The sequence below is a fragment of the uncultured Brachyspira sp. genome (assembly GCF_910588665.1).
Lineage (GTDB): Bacteria > Spirochaetota > Brachyspiria > Brachyspirales > Brachyspiraceae > Brachyspira.
In genome coordinates this window covers 114,595-130,965 of sequence record NZ_CAJUPR010000004.1, presented here as the reverse complement: position 1 = coordinate 130,965, position 16,371 = coordinate 114,595, and the positions used below count along the sequence as shown (strand labels likewise).

The window sequence follows — 16,371 nt, the reverse complement described above, 5'->3', positions numbered from 1 at the left end:
GGGAGAAAAAACTCATAACATAGAAAAAATAGCAGGAAGCTATAAAAGATAATAAGGTGATAATCACAACTACGGATGAAATATTTAAATCTGAAAAATATACTGAAACTATAGATTATCACTCTTTTGATAATGAAAATATTATTATACTTGTAAAAGAGTATAACGAAAAAAACTTATGTATGCATATATGATGAATTAAAAAAAACTGAGATTTAGCAGATATTATTTTTATAGAGACTGATCCAACTGTATTTTCATCTAAATATATCAATGATATTTTAAGTAAAAAAAATGACAGAATAGATGTAAAAATTATAAAAAATATAAATGTCTGTTTTTTTACATCATAGATGAAAATAAATTAAAAGATATAGACATTATGGTATATTTGCAGTAATAATTACTTGTATAAATAATAATAAAATAAAAAAGTATAATAACAGTATATTAGTCTCTTAAAAATATAAATCATAAATTTATACTTGATTTTTTTTATTATTTATGATACAATTCTCCAAATTTATAAGCAATAGGATAAAAAATGAAAAATATATTCTTATGGTATAAAGCTATTTTTTATTATATAATCTATTTGATTTACTTAAAAATTTCGAATTTGGAAATTTTAAAAAACAAGGAATAAAATTCTTAAATATAAGAACTTTATTCCTTTTTTTATGCCGAATTTAAATATAAAAAAACAATAACAGGTTTCTTAAGGGAGCAAAAATGAAAAATTTTATATCTATCAAAGAGTTATCAAAAGAAGAAATAATTGAAGTATTAGATGTAACTAAAGAACTGGATAACACTGATAGTAATAAAAGAAGAAAAATAATGGACGGCATGATAATGGCTAGTATATTTTTTGAACCTTCCACTAGAACCAGATTATCTTTTACTTCGGCAGCTTATAAAATGGGCTGTAAAGAATTAGGATTTGACAATCCTGATAAAAGCTCCATAAAAAAAGGTGAATCTTTAAGAGATACTATAATTATGGTTTCCTCCTATTCTGATATAATAGTTATTCGTCATAATATTGACGGGGCTGCAAAATTTGCAGAAGAAGTTACCAACCGTCCTATTATAAATGCAGGAGACGGCTCCAATGAACATCCAAGCCAGACATTATTAGATTTATATACATTAAGAGAAGAATTATCAGCTATTGAAAATAAAAAAATTGCTTTTGTAGGAGATACTAAATACGGAAGAACTGTTCATTCATTATCTAAAGCTTTAATGATGTTTAATTGGCAGTTCTATTTTATATCTCCTAACATTATACAAATACCGAATTATATATTAAAAGAAATGGATCAGGCAAAAATAAAATATAAAAAACTAAGCAGCTATGAAGAAATATTAAAAGAAGTAGATTGTCTATATATGACTAGAATACAAATGGAAAGATTTGAAGATGCAAATGAATATGAAAAGGTAAAGCATGCATTTAATATTTCTAAGGCGTCTATTTTAGGAAAATGCAAAGATGATATGATAATAATGCATCCTCTTCCTAGGGTTGATGAAATAAATATAGATTTAGACAATACTAAATATGCAAAATATTTTATACAGGCTAGAAACGGAGTTCCTACAAGAATGGCTATGATGGCATTAGCTTCTGGAGTTATTGAATCTAAATATAAAAGAAAAGAAATACCTTATGAAATTAAAGAAAATAATAAAATAGTATGCACTAACAGTAAATGCATTACTCATTTTGAACAGACAAAAAATAAAGTTATAAAAAAAGAATACGGAGATTTCTGTTATTATTGTAATAGAGAAATAGAAAAATATATATGATTATAAAAAACGCTAAAATTATAAATAATACCAATGCTGTTTCTATTATAATAGAAAACGGAAAAATAAAAAAAATAGACGCCAATAATAATACCGAAAACTATAAAGATAATAATATAATAGATGCAAATTATAATATTGTTCTTTGCGGAATAATAGATCCACATACTCATATGAGAGATCCAGGTCTCACTCATAAAGAAAATTTCAATTCAGGAAGCAAAGCCTGCGCTAAAGGCGGCATCACTACATTTTTAGATATGCCGAACACAATTCCTAATACCATAACAAAAGAAAATTTACTTTCTAAAAAAGCTATGATGATAGGAAAATCTTATGTTGATTACGGATTTCATTTTGGAGGAAGCAAATCGGATAACAGCGAAGATATAAAAAATATTATTGATAAAGCCGCATCAACAAAAATATTTCTTAATGCCTCAACAGGAAATATGCTTGTAGAAGATGATAAAGTATTGGAGAAATTATTTGAATCTTCAAAAATAGTTACAGTTCATGCGGAAGATAAAATGGCTGATAAGGCAATAAAAATAGCAAAAAATACTAATACCCCGCTATATTTATGTCATTTATCGCTTGAAAGCGAAATTAATTCCTTAAAAAGAGCAAAAGATTCAGGAATGATTATTTACGGAGAAGCTGCTCCTCATCATTTATTTTTTAATAGTGAAGATGTAAATAAAAATGATAAAAATAAAATGCTTCTTAGAATGAAGCCTGAATTAAGAAATAAATCTGATAATAAAGCATTATGGAATGCAGTATTAGACGGCACAATAGATACTATAGCTACAGATCATGCGCCTCATCTTATAAGCGAAAAATTAGAAAAACTTACATTCGGAATACCTTCGGCAGAAAATTCATTAGAAATTATGCTTAAAAAAGTTAATGATAATAGCATAGACTTAAAATTATTAACAAAAATTATGAGTAAAAATACGGCTGAAATATTTTCAATAAAGGACAAAGGATTATTAGAAGAAAATTATGATGCCGATTTAGTTATAGTGAACTTAAATGATAACTCAGAAATAGAAGAAAAAGATATAATTACAAAAGCGGGCTGGTCTCCTTATATAGGATTCAAAAGAGGCGGAAAAGTTTTAACAACTATAGTACGGGGAAATATAGTTTATAATAACAGAAACTTTAATAATAATCTCATCGGAAAAGAAATAAATTATAATTAAAACTCTTTAATACAAAAATAACTAAAAAAATTAATAACAAGAAGAAGCAATAATCAATTGATAATTTTTCTTAAATCTTAATACTTTACTTCTTTTTACTTCCAAAAAGCATTTAATCTTTTTCTAGCATTTTCTTTTAAATCATAATAATAAAGAGCTATATCATAAATATGATAAACACCTTTTTCAAAAACTCCCCCTGTTTCTAAATAAAAATCATCAGGGTTTATACTTCCGCATTTTACAACGCCTCTTGCTTTGTCTACTTGAGCATCAGCAATTTTTGAAGGCTTACCAAAATTACTAAATATATCCGCTCCAAAGCTTTCTTCTTTGGAGGCTAAAGTTTCTTCTAATGTCCAAGTTATAGGATTAATAGCTATAGAGTCTTCAAGAACTACGGGATTATATCCGTTAAAATTCGGACTTTCAGTATTGTAGGAAATAATAACTCCTGTATCATATTCTCCGTTTGCAAATCTTAAATGAGTATTTTCTTTTAAGTCTTTTTTTGTAACGGAATATCCGAATATATAAGCCGCAACCATTCTGTTTTTTATATTATCATTAGTTTTAAAATAATCAATCAATATTTTTTTTATCATCATAGCACCTTGAGAATGTCCGGCCAATATAAAAGGTCTGCCGTTATTATAATTTTTTATATAATAGTCAAATGCGGCAATAGCATCTTCTTTAGGATATGAATAAAAATATTTATACTGTTCTTCCCTGCTTATATTATTTTTTATATTCATCAAATATAAAGCATCTGCCTGCCTGTAAAACGGAGCATATATATTTCCTATTTCTTCAAATATACCTGTTTGCTCAAGCATTACATTTGTAGTTCCGCGTCTCATAGGAATATAGTTTATAGGGCATATTATACTTTCATTTGTATCGGATCTTGTCCAAATTGTAGGGTATAAATAAAAAATATCAGCTTCTTTTTCATTTATATTTTCAGGTATGCTGAGCCAATTATTTTTATCAGAATAATCTGTTTTTATTTTTTCTATTTCATTATTCTTATTATTTGGCGAACAGCTTAATATTATTATGCTAATTAAAATCAAAGCAGATATTTTACTTCTTAATTCATAAATAAGAATCATATTAATTCCTTAAATATAGCTATTATTATTCTATTATAATTATAAAAAATATTTAAATCAATATTATTTTATGACTTATTTATTATAATAGCATACCGCATATTATAATAAATTTATATTAAAACAGCTAATATTTTTTCATTGTTTTATTCCTTTTTTCATTTTTTTCTTATTTAAAGAACTCAAAAGCTTTATAATATCATCATTATTCATTTCTTCTGCATAATCTAAAGCAGTAAAGCCTTCATTACTTTGAATATTAATATCCGCACCTTCTTTTATTAATTCCTTCACTATTTCAGTACGACTATTAATTACAGCCATCATTAAAACAGTAAGGCCGTCATTATCTTGAATATTAATATCTGCTCCTGCCTTTATTAATTCCTTTACTGTTTCAGTATAACCCTTACTTGCAGCAAATATTAAAGCAGTCAAGCCGTCAATATATTGAATATTAATATCTGCCCCTGCCTTTATTAATTCCTTTACTGTTTCAGTATAACCCTTACTTGCAGCAAATATTAAAGCAGTAAAGCCTTCAGTATCTTGAATATTAATATCTGCTCCTGCTTTTATTAACTCCTTTACTGTTTCAGTATGACCATAATATGCAGACCATATTAAAGCAGTATCGCCACCATTATTTTGAATATTAATGTCAGCTCCTAAAGCCAAGAGCTCTTTTACTTTTTTAATATCTCCGTTTTCTGCAGCTTCTATAAAGCTTGCTTCATTTTCAGTTAGAGAATATAAATTAAAAGATATTAAAATTAAAACAGCTAATATTTTTTTCATTGTTTTATTCCTTTTTACTTTTTATGGAAACTAATATATTTAAGATATTATTGAATAATTAAATATTATACTTGATTATATAGTTTTTGTATACTATAATTTATATAGACATTATTAAATTTTTTGTTTAAATTTATTTAAAAATTAATATTATATAGAGGTATGTATATGGAACAAGAAGTAAAAGCAAGAATTGATTCATGGCTTAACGGTTCTTATGATGAAGAAACTAAAAAAGAAATTAAAGCATTGCTGGATGCAGGAAATGAAAAAGAATTAACAGATGCATTCTACAAAGATTTGGAATTCGGTACAGGCGGACTTAGAGGAATAATGGGGGCAGGTACTAACAGAATGAATAAATATACCGTAGGCGTGGCAACTCAAGGCTTGGCTAATTACATATTAAAACAAAACAAAAACAATTATAAAGTTGCTATAGGATATGACTCAAGAAATAATTCAGATACATTTTCAAAAGCAGCTGCAGAAATACTTTCTTCAAACGGTATTAATGTTTACCTATATGATGATATTCACCCTATTTCGCTTCTTTCTTATGCTGTTAGAAGTCTGGGCTGTATAGCAGGCATAGTTGTTACAGCAAGTCATAACCCTAAAGAATATAACGGATATAAAGTTTATTGGACTGACGGGGCTCAGGTTATACCTCCTCATGATAAAAACATAATAGATGAAGTATTGAAAGTTAAGCCTGAAGAAGTAAAAATGGGAGATCCTTCTAAAATTACCATCATAGGAAAAGATATTGAAGATAAATATATGAATGATTTAATGAATTATTTAGTTAACCCAGATATAATAAAAAAACATCATGATATAAAAATAGTTTATACTCCTATTCATGGATCAGGATATAAAATGGTTCCTGAAGCTTTAAGAAAGGCTGGATTTACTAATCTGACAACATTAGAAACCGCTCAGCCTCCAGACGGAAACTTTCCTACTGTGGAATCGCCTAACCCTGAAAACCCTGAAGCATTGGAAATTGCCGTAAAAAAAGCTAAAGAAATAGGAGCAGAACTTGTAATGGGCACAGACCCTGACTGCGATAGAATGGGCTGCGCTTTGCTTACTAAAGACGGAAGCTATATATACCTTACAGGAAATCAAATCGGATCTATTATGGCATATTATCTTATTACTAATAAAAAAAATATTAAAAATCCATACATAGTAAAAACAATAGTAACTACAGAGCTTGCAAAAGCTATTGCCGATGCAAATAATGTTAATATTTATGATGTGCTTACAGGCTTTAAATGGATTGCAGATATTATAGAAAGGGATAAAGAAGGAACATATTTATTCGGTTTTGAAGAGAGTTTCGGCTACTGCATCAATTCAAATGTACGCGATAAAGATGCCGTAAGTTCATGTTTAATGCTTGCCGAAGTGCTGGCTTACTGCAAAGACAGCAATATTACTTTAGCCGATTATTTGGAAAGCATTTATGAAAAATACGGTTATTTCTATGAAGAAACCATTTCAATAACTAAAAAAGGCGCCGACGGAGCTAAAGCCATAGAAGATTTGATGACTTACTACAGAAATAATTTACCTGCGGAAATTTCAGGAGTTCAAGTTGAAGCTGTAAGCGACTATGAAAAAAAAGAAGTTTATAATAACACAGGCAAAAAAATAAAAGATATTACTCTCCCTAAATCTAATGTTCTTCAATATATACTTGCAGATAAAACAAAAATTACAATAAGACCTTCCGGTACAGAGCCTAAAATTAAATTCTACTTTGAAGTCTGCGTAAAAGAAAGCAAAGATAAAAGACTTGCAGCCGCTAAAGAAAAAGTAGATGATTTCAAAAAGTTTATAAAAGAATAATAAAAACTGAATAAGCCTTATTAAAAAATAAGGCTTATTTTTTATTAAATTATATTATTATAGATAAAATTATTTTAAAATTTTATATTATAAAGATTCAAAACTCGTTAAATAAATTATTCATCTTTAACTATCCGTGATTTTAAATAATAAGCTTTTATTATAAAATCTTCATTTTCTTTATAAAAAGTTTCTTTTGAGTTTTCATCTCTTAATAAAGAACGCATTTCATCTTTTGCCTTACGCATTATTTCTTTATCTTTTATAATATTTCCAAGCTTAAAATCAGGTATACCGCTTTGCCTATCTCCTAAAAACTCGCCTGCCCCTCTTAATTCCAAATCTTTTTCAGATATTTTAAATCCGTCAGTAGTTTCGCATATTATATTAATTCTTTCTTTTATAATATCATTTAATTCGCTGTGAAGTATCAAATAGCAATATCCTAATTTATCTCCACGTCCAACACGCCCCCTCAGCTGATGAAGCTGAGATAAACCGAAACGCTCTGCACCTTCTATTAATATTGTTGTAGCATTAGGATTATCAATTCCAACCTCTATTACTGTTGTAGAGAATAATACTTTTATTTCTCCTAAAAAAAATCTATTCATTATATATTCTTTTTCTTCATCTTTCATTTTTCCATGTATTATTTCTATCTGCATATCTGAAAAATATGTCGTTTTAGCCCTTTGAAATTCGCTTGAAAGAGTTATAAAACTTGAATCGTTATTTTCTATCAGAGGAAACACAATATAGCCCTGCTCTCCTTTTGACACTCTGCTTTTTAAAAATTTATAGCAATGATCCCTTTCATAAAGTTCTTTATATTTTGTCAGCACTCCTTTTCTTCCGCCAGGCATACTCTTTATAATAGATAAGTCCAATTCTCCAAATAATGTTAATGCCAATGACTGAGGTATGGGGGTTGCCGTCATAAGAAGATAATCCACATTTGAGCCTTTGGACAATAGCTTATTTCTCTGGGCAGCTCCAAATCTCTGCTGTTCATCAACTATTGCATAGGAAAGATTTTTAAATACAACTTCATCATAAATAATAGAATGCGTTCCTACTAATATACTTATTTTTCCTTCTCTAAGTCTTTTTAATAAATAGCCTCTTTCATTTTGATTTACAGAAGAGGTTAATATATCTATTTTTACTATATCTTCCAATCCTGCATCTCTAATAATTTTCTTAAAAGTATTATAATGCTGCAAAGCTAATATTTCTGTAGGCGCTAAAAATGCCGTTTGAAATCCAGATTCTGCAGGTATTAATGCAGTTAAAAATGCCGCTATAGTTTTACCAGAACCAACATCTCCCTGAAGAAGTCTGAACATCTGCTTGTTTGAAAATAAATCTTCTTTTATTTCCTTTACCATATTTAATTGATCAGATGTCAACTCAAAAGTTAAATTTGATTTTACTTTTTCAAGCATATCCGAAGAATTATATCTCTTTTCTTTTAAAAGGATATTAGGTCTTCTTTCACTTAAATGTATATATTGAAAAGTTAAAAACTCTTCAAAAATAAGGCTTTTTCTAGCCTCATCAAGAGCCTCAAAAGAAGTCGGAAAATGCATCTCCATAATTGATGAAACAAAACTTTTAAGCCTATACTTTTTCTTTATGATGCTCGGTATATCATATTTCATATTTTTTTCAAATACTGCAAGCTCATTTACAATAAGCGTCCTAAGTTTTTTTTGAGAAAGCCCTTCTGTAAGAGGATATATTGGAACTATTTTTCCATAGGATAATGCATTTGAGGAAGGCTTTTCAAATTCTGTCATTCTGCATTGTAATTTTCCTCTTGAGCTTCTTAAAAATTTACCTGTAAGATAAAGCTTTTCGCCCTTAGCAGCTCCTTTAGGAAGTCTTCCTCCGTAAATTGGTACCTCACATATAGAAACACCGTCGGTAACTATAATCAAAGGCTTATTTTTATATTGAAAAGTAAAGCTTGATATATCTATAATCTCAACATATACAACGCTGTTTTTTTCTTTATTTTCTAAAGCCTCATACAATTTTAAAGTTTTTCTTCTGTCATCATAAGTTCTAGGAAAAAACATTATTAAATCGTATAATGTAATTATGCCTTTTTTTGACAATATCTCAGCATACTTAGAACCTACGCCTTTTAAATATTTTATACTTTTAGAGAATATATCTCTGCTGTAGCTATTATCCGACAAAACTATATTTCCCGTTTATCTTCTGGATATTCTGATTTATCATCATTTTCTTTATAATCCTCTGCATATTTCCATTTTGCATATTTTCCCAAATCGTCTGAAAAGCATTTTATGCATAAGCCTATAATAAATGCATCATCTAATAATCCTGCAATAGGTATAATATCAGGTATGGCGTCAAGAGGCATTATCAAATATATTAAAGCTCCCGCCACAGATGCAATAGTTTTCCATGGTATATCTTTATAATTACCATTAATATAATCTCCTATCATATTTATCATAATCTGTATATTATTCAAAAATTTAGAAATATGAGGCGATGAAGATAAACTTAATATTTTCTGAGACTTCTCAATAATAGATTTTAATTTATCTGCAGTAATATTTGAAGAAATATTATCCCATAATTTTTTTGCCTTATCATTTACTTTTTCCATAAATAGACCCTTACAAAATTATAATTATTTATAATTATAACATAATTCTAAAAAATTATAAATAATTTTCAATTTGTATTTTTTATATTAAAATATTGCATAAATAATAAATTAATGTTATAATTAAAAAGCAAGGTAAATAATTAAGGTAGGAAATAAAATAATGAACAAAGAACAAATGAAGGGTGTAATAATAGAAAATAATCCGTCTGTTTTAATGAAATATAAAAATGCTTTCAATAATATGTATGATATAAGCACTTTTAATGATACAAGTTCTTCTCTGCCGCATATTATAGAAAATAATCTGAATATATATTTTTATATTATGAAATATAATGATCATGAAAAAGATAGCATATCACTATTTATAGAAAAAATAAAACAGATAAATCCTCAGATAAAATTAGTTCTTACCGATGTAGATGAAGATTTTAACAGCAATTTATATGATAATGCTTTAATATTTAATAAAAATACGGATATTTCTGCAATAGTAAATGCTATAGAGATTGAAATATCAAAAATATCTGATGACGGTAAAAAAAGAAGGCAGTACTCCAGAGTAAATTGGCCTTTAAATGTAATTATTGCATATAAAGATAAAATAAGAGGAACTATTGACAGAAATATATTATCTATAAGCGGAAACGGGGCATATATATCTTCAGACACCAATATACCTGAAAAAGGTGATATGCTGGGGCTTACCATATCTTTTAAAGATTTTAAACTTCTTACGGAAGCCAAAGTTGTGTGGATAAATAATGAAAATCAAAAAGCTGATTTGCCTAAAGGTTTTGCAGTGCAATTTGTAGATATAGGAATGGCATCTCAAAAAATTATTGACCAAATAATAAAAGATAAGCTTCTGCAGGAAATTTTAGTAGAATTAAAAGATGAAAACTTCTCTTAATAATGTTAAAGAAGCAAAACAATTAATAAGAAACTCTTTTAAACTTATAAGAAATAATTTAGATTTATCTTTTGTGCAGACAAAAAGCCTGATTATATACAAAAAATTTAAAAATATAGTAAATATAAATAAATTTAATTCTATTTCTGTATATATAGACTTCAATAATGAAGTTTCCACTTACAGCATAATAAAATATGCTTTGGATAATAAAATTAAAATATCAGTTCCTTTTCTAATTGATAATCATAATATGAAGTTAAAATATATTAATGATTATGATAAAGATATTAACAGAAACACAAAGTTCGGAAACGGAGAGCCTTTTGAATATTGCAAAGACTGCGATATAGAAGAAGTATCAATGTTTATAATACCTGCATTAGTATTTGATGAGAAATGCGGAAGATTAGGATTCGGCAGTGGATACTATGACAATATTTTGAAACTAAACAAAAATGCTTTAAGAGTAGGCTTAGCATATGATTATCAAATATTACCATCAATACCTAAAGACGATAACGATGAAATATTAGACATTATTATAAGCGAAAGTAAGATAATAACAGCATCTTTTTAATTATCAGTTGATTCTTCTTCCTCTTCTTCATCGGATGCAAATAATTTTTCCAAATCTAAAACTACCAATAACTTATCCTCTAACTTTCCGACTCCTTTAATATATTTCTGACCTATTCCAGACAGCACAGGAGGAGGAGGCTGAATATCAGAATTAGAAATAGATACTACTTTGGATATGGCATCTATAATAATACCCATATCAACATCTTCTATTTTTACTATTATAATACCTGTATTTTTATCGCCTTCTGTCTCTTCTAAATTAAATCTCTTTTTTAAATCAATTATAGGAATAATATTACCGCGCAGATTTATTACGCCTTCAACAAACTCTGGGGCATTCGGAATAAGGGTTATTTTCTCCATTTTTATTATTTCTTTAGCCTGCATGATATCTATAGCATATTCTCCGTTACCCAATCTAAAGGTAACAAGGTTTGTACTATCTTCAATATCAGCTCTGTTTTCTGTACTTTCCACAGATTGCTGCTCTGCCATTTATTATGCCTCCATAATTTTAACGGTTAATATATTATCGGAAATGATTTATTATATTTTATATCAATAAAAAATATTTGCAATCAAAAGTAAAAATATTAAAGATAAAATATCACCTGAATTTCGGTAGTACATATTTTATTATACTTTCAGTTAAAAGTCAATAATATAAGCAATAGGTTTAATTTTGCTGACTATATATTGTTATAGCGAATATTATTTTCTTTAATAATTTATCATTTAAAAAATTATAGAATTATATAATACTTATCATTAAAACTGTTAAAGCAGTTATATATAACTTCAATATAAAAATATTTATATCATTCTTATTAGAATATAGAAAAGCTGTTTTTAATTATAAATTGATTATTTTTTATATAAAATAATATTTATATATTTAATTTTAATACTTTAATAAAATATAGATATTATCCACATTATAAAAGATAATAATACAATGGACAATTATACTAGTCATCATAGGAAAATAAAAAATAAAATTCTATTTTTTTATTACTATATCATCATGAAGTTTGCCGAAAGGTATTTTAATATTAAGTAAAAACAAAATTCCTATTATTATAAATACAATACCTATTACTATAAAAAGTTTAGCAATTTGAATATTCATAATTATTCAGCCATTTTTTTATGCATTTTTTCTATATCCTTATCATGTCCTGCAATAATAAGTATATCCCCCTCAGTCATAGGAACATCAGGGTCTGGGGTGCAATCAACAATAACTTTTTTTTCTCCCAATATTCCGACTGTTTCTTTTTTTACGGCAACAACATTAATTTTATATTTTTTTCTTAAATCAAGCTCCTTGAAATTTTTACCAGCAAGACCTCCATGAACTGGAAACTCTACTATAGAATGATATTCGGTTAAATCATAAAGCAAAACTGTATCGCCTACCTCAAGCTGTTCCGCTATATGTATTCCCATAGACTCTTCAGGGCTTACTAAATGGGTTATGCCTATCATACTAAGTATAGCTTTATGTTTTTCATTTGAATATCTGGCTATAATATTTTTTACATTAAGTTCTTTTAAAAGCAATGCAGTTAATATACTAGTCATCATATCTTCGCCTATTGTAAGTATAACGGCATCAAATTTATTAATTTCAATAGCTTCAAGAGCCTCTTTTTGAGTAGAATCCAAACGCATAGCCTGAGTTACGCTGTTTTTTATAGCTTCTATTTCATTTATATCATTATCTATAGCAAACACCTCAATAGAAGGCTTTGTCATAAGTCTGTAAATTAAAGCCTTACCTAAAGTACCTACTCCTATAACGGCATATTGAAGCATATTAATACCCCTGTTTTTATCTCTGTTAATCCATATTTTTATTATAAAATAATATAAAAAATTGTCAAAAATATTTTTATAATTTCTATCTCTGCATATAAAAAGATATATAATTTTAATTATTTTCGGAACTCAATATTTAGAAAATATACTATTTAATAAATGGTGCAAAATAAATGGAAGAAATATTCAAAAAAATTTGTTTCTTACTATTACTGTAAAAATATTAAATTGTAAATTATAAGGCTAATAATTCAGTTTTACCAAATAATCTATTTTATCAACAACCTTAGTAAACGGCTTTTCCACGCTGATTAAAGCCCTCTCTACATCATTTCCGTCTTCATCTTCAATATATATATCATAATATAATTCTTTATGATCATATTCATTTTCAAAGGTAAGTCTTATAAAAATAAAATTATTAATATTAATCCTATCCATTTTAGGCTCGTATTCCAAACGCTTAATTTCAGTATTCAATAATTCCTTACCTAAATTTTCCACTATAATTTTATAAATAGATTCAAGTTCCTTTCTTATATAGTGAATATTATTATCAAACATGCAAAACTCCAATTAATTATTATATTTCATATAGTAATTATACTAAATAAATAGATTTTGTCAAAATAATTAATATTTATAAAGCATAGATGCAATTTCTTCATTGCCTAATTCTCTGGCAATATAGGCAAGCTCATCAGCCTTTTTATTCGACAAATTTGGATCGGCATTATTATCAAGAAGTATTAAAGCAATATCAAAATTACCGTTTTCAATAGCAACTGAAAGGGCACTGTCTCCGTCTTTATCTACTATATTTACATCGGCACCGTTTTCAATTAAAATATTAATAGCTTCGGGAGATATATCCGCTCCTGAAAATTTTATCAAAGGAGTTACGCCTGCAAAATTACCCATATTAATATTTGTTGTCTTTGACAATATTTTTATGCTTTCATTATCATAAGCTAATAAAAGAGGAGTTATTCCCTCATCAGATATCAAATTAATATCGGCTCCGTTATCCGTCAAAAGAGATACCACATCAGGATTAGAATTACCTGCGGCAAAAAATAAAGCACTCCATCCATAATTATTAACGGCGTTAATATCTGCATTATTAGACACTAAGAGCTCAACAACATTATAGTTGCTGTCATATATTCCGATACCTTGTCTTGACCATATATCCGCAGCATATAAAAGAGCCGTATAATTTTCTTTATTTTTTAAGTTAACATCAGCATTGTTCTGTATAAGCGCATTAACCAAATCTGCATATCCGTAATAAGATGCTATCATTAAAGCCGTAGTTCCTTCATAGAATGCTACATTAAGATCGTATTCCGTATCATCTTCATTTACTATTATTACAGTATCAGAAAGAGTATTATTAACATTACCTGATGAAAGCAAATCTTCTATTATACCCATAGAAGTTCTTCCTTCATATTTTGCCAAAGCATCTTTGAGCAACATATCCTGAACTATATTGTCAATATCCGAAGGCGCTTCATTTTTATATGTATTCAGATTTTCTGAAATATCCGATTTCTGATCGCATGATAAAAGGGCTAATACAGATAAAAGTATGCATATAATAAATCTCATAATAAAACCTCCTGTACATATTAAAATATTAACATATACATATAATTATATCAATTAAAATATAAAGCATGCATTAATAATACATGTCTTTTTACTATATTAATATTATTCAATATATAATCCCAATACTCCATTCATATAACTTTAAAGCAGATTTAATTTTTTAAAATATAATATTATTAAAAATATTTTTTTATGATATAATAAAAACATATTTTATTTAAAAGAAAATAACAAAAATTAGAGGTATACAAAATGCATATACTGCCTGCAATAGATTTAAAAAACGGAGAAGTAGTAAGACTTACAGAGGGAGATTATAATAATAAAACTATTTATTTCAAAGATCCTTCAGAGATATTGGATTTTTTTATAGAAAGCGGGAGTTCTTATTTGCATATTGTTGATTTGGATGGTGCAAGCGAAGGAGAGACTGTTAATTTTAAGACCATAGAAAAAATAATAAAAAAATGCAGCTTATTTACGGAGGTGGGAGGCGGCATCAGAAATGAAGAAACTATAAAAAAATATTTGGATATAGGAGTAAAAAGAACCATACTTGGAACTATGGCAATTGAAGATATTAATTTTACCGAAAAAATGATAAATAAATATAATAAAAGCATAGCTGTATCAATAGACTCAAGAAACAGAAAGATAGCCGTTAAAGGCTGGAAAGAAATAAGAGAACTTGATTCTACAGATTTCTGCATAAAACTTGACAGTATGGGAATTGATACAATAATATATACAGATATTTCAAAAGACGGTAAATTATCTGGAACCAATTTAGAAATATATAAGGAATTAAGAGAAAAACTTTCATGCAAAATCATAGCTTCAGGAGGCATTACTTTTGAAAAAGAGATTAAAGCTCTTAAAGATATGAATATTGACGGTGCTATAGTAGGAAAAGCTTTATATGAAGGAAAAATTGATTTGAAAAAAATTATAGAAATCTCAGAATAAAAATTAAATATTTATGAAAGAAATAATTAAAATATTGGAAGAATGCAGAAAAACAGTTAATAAAACATTCTCAAAAGAAGAAATTGAAAAAATAGAAAACAGCGACAGCTTTATAAAAGCTATAAAAAATGAAAGAGATAACAGCTTTGAAATTTTTTATAATATGCTTGAAGAAGAATATTCAAAAAATCTATTTAAGAAAATAGTAAAATACAGATATATACTATCATTTCACAGAGACAGCTTTACTGATATAAAAGAAAAAATAAAGCTGAGTATAAAATACGGAGCTATTAATATATTTTCATGGGGTATAAAAAGATTTTTATTTAGTCTGCAGAAATATAAATATCCTAAAGAAATAGAAAATTTCCTGCTTTTTTATATATTCGGGCTTGAACAGTATAATATAAAAAATATTTTTGAAGTAAATAATGAATCTGTAATATTTGATATAGGAGCTTGGAAAGGAGACACAGCATATTTCTTTTCAAAAAAATGCAGCTTAGGTGCAAAGATTTATGCTTTTGAGCCTGATAAAAATGCTTATGATACTTTAAAAATTATAAAAGAAAAATATAAGCTGAATAATGTAATTTTAGAAAATATGCTGTTTTCCAGTAAAAATGAAGCTATTGATTTTGTATCTATGACTCCGAATACTCCTATTGTAAAAATGAATGCCGTTACTGTAGATGAATTTGTAGAAAGCAATAATTTTAACAAAATAGATTATTTAAAAATGGATGTTGAAGGAGCCGAAATAAATATACTTAAAGGAAGCGTAAATACGATAAAAAAATTCAGACCATCTCTTGCCGTTGCAGTATATCATGGAGGCGAACTTTTTATGGAAGATTTTTATAAAATTCCTATATTCATAAAAAATATAACGGAGAATTATAATTATTATATAAGGACATTCTCGCCTTGGGGAGGAGAGACAATTCTTTTCTGCATACCTGAAAAATAGATAAAAATATGTTATAAATTATTATAAATATTGACTTT

General features: G+C 27.3%; 16 protein-coding genes and 1 pseudogene. 8 read left to right on the top strand and 9 right to left on the bottom strand.

Annotated features, from left to right (window positions below):
- The first annotated feature begins 56 nt into the window (after nucleotides 1-56).
- The 3 genes from QZ306_RS04280 to QZ306_RS04270 all read left to right on the top strand — a co-directional run bounded on the left by QZ306_RS04280 (nucleotide 57) and on the right by QZ306_RS04270 (nucleotide 3,032).
- The gene (locus QZ306_RS04280; protein WP_295161537.1) at nucleotides 57-194 is read left to right on the top strand and encodes a hypothetical protein; all 138 of its coding nucleotides are present in this window, start codon (nucleotides 57-59) and stop codon (nucleotides 192-194) included.
- 538 nt (nucleotides 195-732) lie between these two features.
- The gene (pyrB, locus tag QZ306_RS04275) at nucleotides 733-1,818 is read left to right on the top strand and encodes an aspartate carbamoyltransferase (protein ID WP_295161535.1); all 1,086 of its coding nucleotides are present in this window, start codon (nucleotides 733-735) and stop codon (nucleotides 1,816-1,818) included.
- The gene (locus tag QZ306_RS04270; protein WP_295161533.1) at nucleotides 1,815-3,032 is read left to right on the top strand and encodes a dihydroorotase family protein; all 1,218 of its coding nucleotides are present in this window, start codon (nucleotides 1,815-1,817) and stop codon (nucleotides 3,030-3,032) included. The genes pyrB and QZ306_RS04270 overlap by 4 nt, the downstream gene beginning before the upstream one ends.
- A gap of 95 nt (nucleotides 3,033-3,127) precedes the next feature.
- Here the strand turns inward: QZ306_RS04270 and QZ306_RS04265 are convergent, their stop codons facing one another.
- Together QZ306_RS04265 and QZ306_RS04260 are read right to left on the bottom strand one after the other, a co-directional pair.
- The gene (locus tag QZ306_RS04265) at nucleotides 3,128-4,150 is read right to left on the bottom strand and encodes a DUF3089 domain-containing protein (RefSeq protein ID WP_295161531.1); all 1,023 of its coding nucleotides are present in this window, start codon (nucleotides 4,148-4,150) and stop codon (nucleotides 3,128-3,130) included.
- Between the two features lie 138 nt (nucleotides 4,151-4,288).
- The gene (locus QZ306_RS04260) at nucleotides 4,289-4,948 is read right to left on the bottom strand and encodes an ankyrin repeat domain-containing protein (RefSeq protein WP_295161529.1); all 660 of its coding nucleotides are present in this window, start codon (nucleotides 4,946-4,948) and stop codon (nucleotides 4,289-4,291) included.
- 168 nt (nucleotides 4,949-5,116) lie between these two features.
- Between QZ306_RS04260 and QZ306_RS04255 the strand changes: the two genes are divergently transcribed.
- Nucleotides 5,117-6,808 (top strand): phospho-sugar mutase, encoded by a 1,692-nt coding sequence (locus QZ306_RS04255; protein ID WP_295161527.1) that lies wholly within the window; start codon nucleotides 5,117-5,119, stop codon nucleotides 6,806-6,808.
- A 116-nt stretch (nucleotides 6,809-6,924) separates the two neighbouring features.
- Here QZ306_RS04255 and recG read toward each other — a convergent pair whose 3' ends face one another.
- Together recG and QZ306_RS04245 are read right to left on the bottom strand one after the other, a co-directional pair.
- Entirely contained in the window at nucleotides 6,925-9,015 is a 2,091-nt protein-coding gene (gene recG / locus QZ306_RS04250; protein WP_295161525.1) for an ATP-dependent DNA helicase RecG, read from the bottom strand.
- Between the two features lie 2 nt (nucleotides 9,016-9,017).
- Nucleotides 9,018-9,455, bottom strand: a complete 438-nt coding sequence (locus tag QZ306_RS04245) for a YkvA family protein (protein ID WP_295161523.1) — start codon at nucleotides 9,453-9,455, stop codon at nucleotides 9,018-9,020.
- A 163-nt stretch (nucleotides 9,456-9,618) separates the two neighbouring features.
- On the opposite strand from QZ306_RS04245, the gene QZ306_RS04240 reads away from it, so the two are divergent.
- Both QZ306_RS04240 and QZ306_RS04235 read left to right on the top strand, forming a co-directional pair.
- Entirely contained in the window at nucleotides 9,619-10,371 is a 753-nt protein-coding gene (locus tag QZ306_RS04240) for a PilZ domain-containing protein (protein WP_295161521.1), read from the top strand.
- Nucleotides 10,355-10,951: a 5-formyltetrahydrofolate cyclo-ligase gene (locus QZ306_RS04235; RefSeq protein WP_295161520.1), complete on the top strand. Its 597-nt coding sequence runs from the start codon at nucleotides 10,355-10,357 to the stop codon at nucleotides 10,949-10,951. Before QZ306_RS04240 ends, QZ306_RS04235 begins: the two co-directional genes overlap by 17 nt.
- On the opposite strand, the gene QZ306_RS04230 is transcribed toward QZ306_RS04235, so the two are convergent.
- The 5 genes and pseudogenes from QZ306_RS04230 to QZ306_RS04210 form a co-directional block, all read right to left on the bottom strand.
- Nucleotides 10,948-11,451 carry a chemotaxis protein CheW gene (locus QZ306_RS04230; RefSeq protein WP_295161518.1) on the bottom strand — a complete coding sequence of 168 codons (504 nt, stop codon included), beginning with the start codon at nucleotides 11,449-11,451 and terminating at the stop codon, nucleotides 10,948-10,950. The genes QZ306_RS04235 and QZ306_RS04230 overlap by 4 nt on opposite strands.
- 414 nt (nucleotides 11,452-11,865) lie before the next feature.
- A pseudogene (locus QZ306_RS10655) lies at nucleotides 11,866-12,085 on the bottom strand (DUF2905 domain-containing protein).
- Nucleotides 12,086-12,087: 2 nt separating this feature from the next.
- The gene (locus QZ306_RS04220) at nucleotides 12,088-12,774 is read right to left on the bottom strand and encodes a TrkA family potassium uptake protein (protein ID WP_295161512.1); all 687 of its coding nucleotides are present in this window, start codon (nucleotides 12,772-12,774) and stop codon (nucleotides 12,088-12,090) included.
- Between the two features lie 246 nt (nucleotides 12,775-13,020).
- Nucleotides 13,021-13,341, bottom strand: a complete 321-nt coding sequence (locus QZ306_RS04215; RefSeq protein WP_295161510.1) for a hypothetical protein — start codon at nucleotides 13,339-13,341, stop codon at nucleotides 13,021-13,023.
- Nucleotides 13,342-13,410: 69 nt separating this feature from the next.
- Entirely contained in the window at nucleotides 13,411-14,391 is a 981-nt protein-coding gene (locus QZ306_RS04210; protein ID WP_295161507.1) for an ankyrin repeat domain-containing protein, read from the bottom strand.
- A 255-nt stretch (nucleotides 14,392-14,646) separates the two neighbouring features.
- On the opposite strand from QZ306_RS04210, the gene hisA reads away from it, so the two are divergent.
- Both hisA and QZ306_RS04200 read left to right on the top strand, forming a co-directional pair.
- Complete coding sequence (gene hisA / locus QZ306_RS04205) at nucleotides 14,647-15,360, top strand: 1-(5-phosphoribosyl)-5-[(5-phosphoribosylamino)methylideneamino]imidazole-4-carboxamide isomerase (RefSeq protein ID WP_295161504.1); 714 nt, start codon at nucleotides 14,647-14,649, stop codon at nucleotides 15,358-15,360.
- Between the two features lie 13 nt (nucleotides 15,361-15,373).
- The gene (locus QZ306_RS04200; RefSeq protein ID WP_295161500.1) at nucleotides 15,374-16,333 is read left to right on the top strand and encodes an FkbM family methyltransferase; all 960 of its coding nucleotides are present in this window, start codon (nucleotides 15,374-15,376) and stop codon (nucleotides 16,331-16,333) included.
- Nucleotides 16,334-16,371 lie beyond the last annotated feature (38 nt).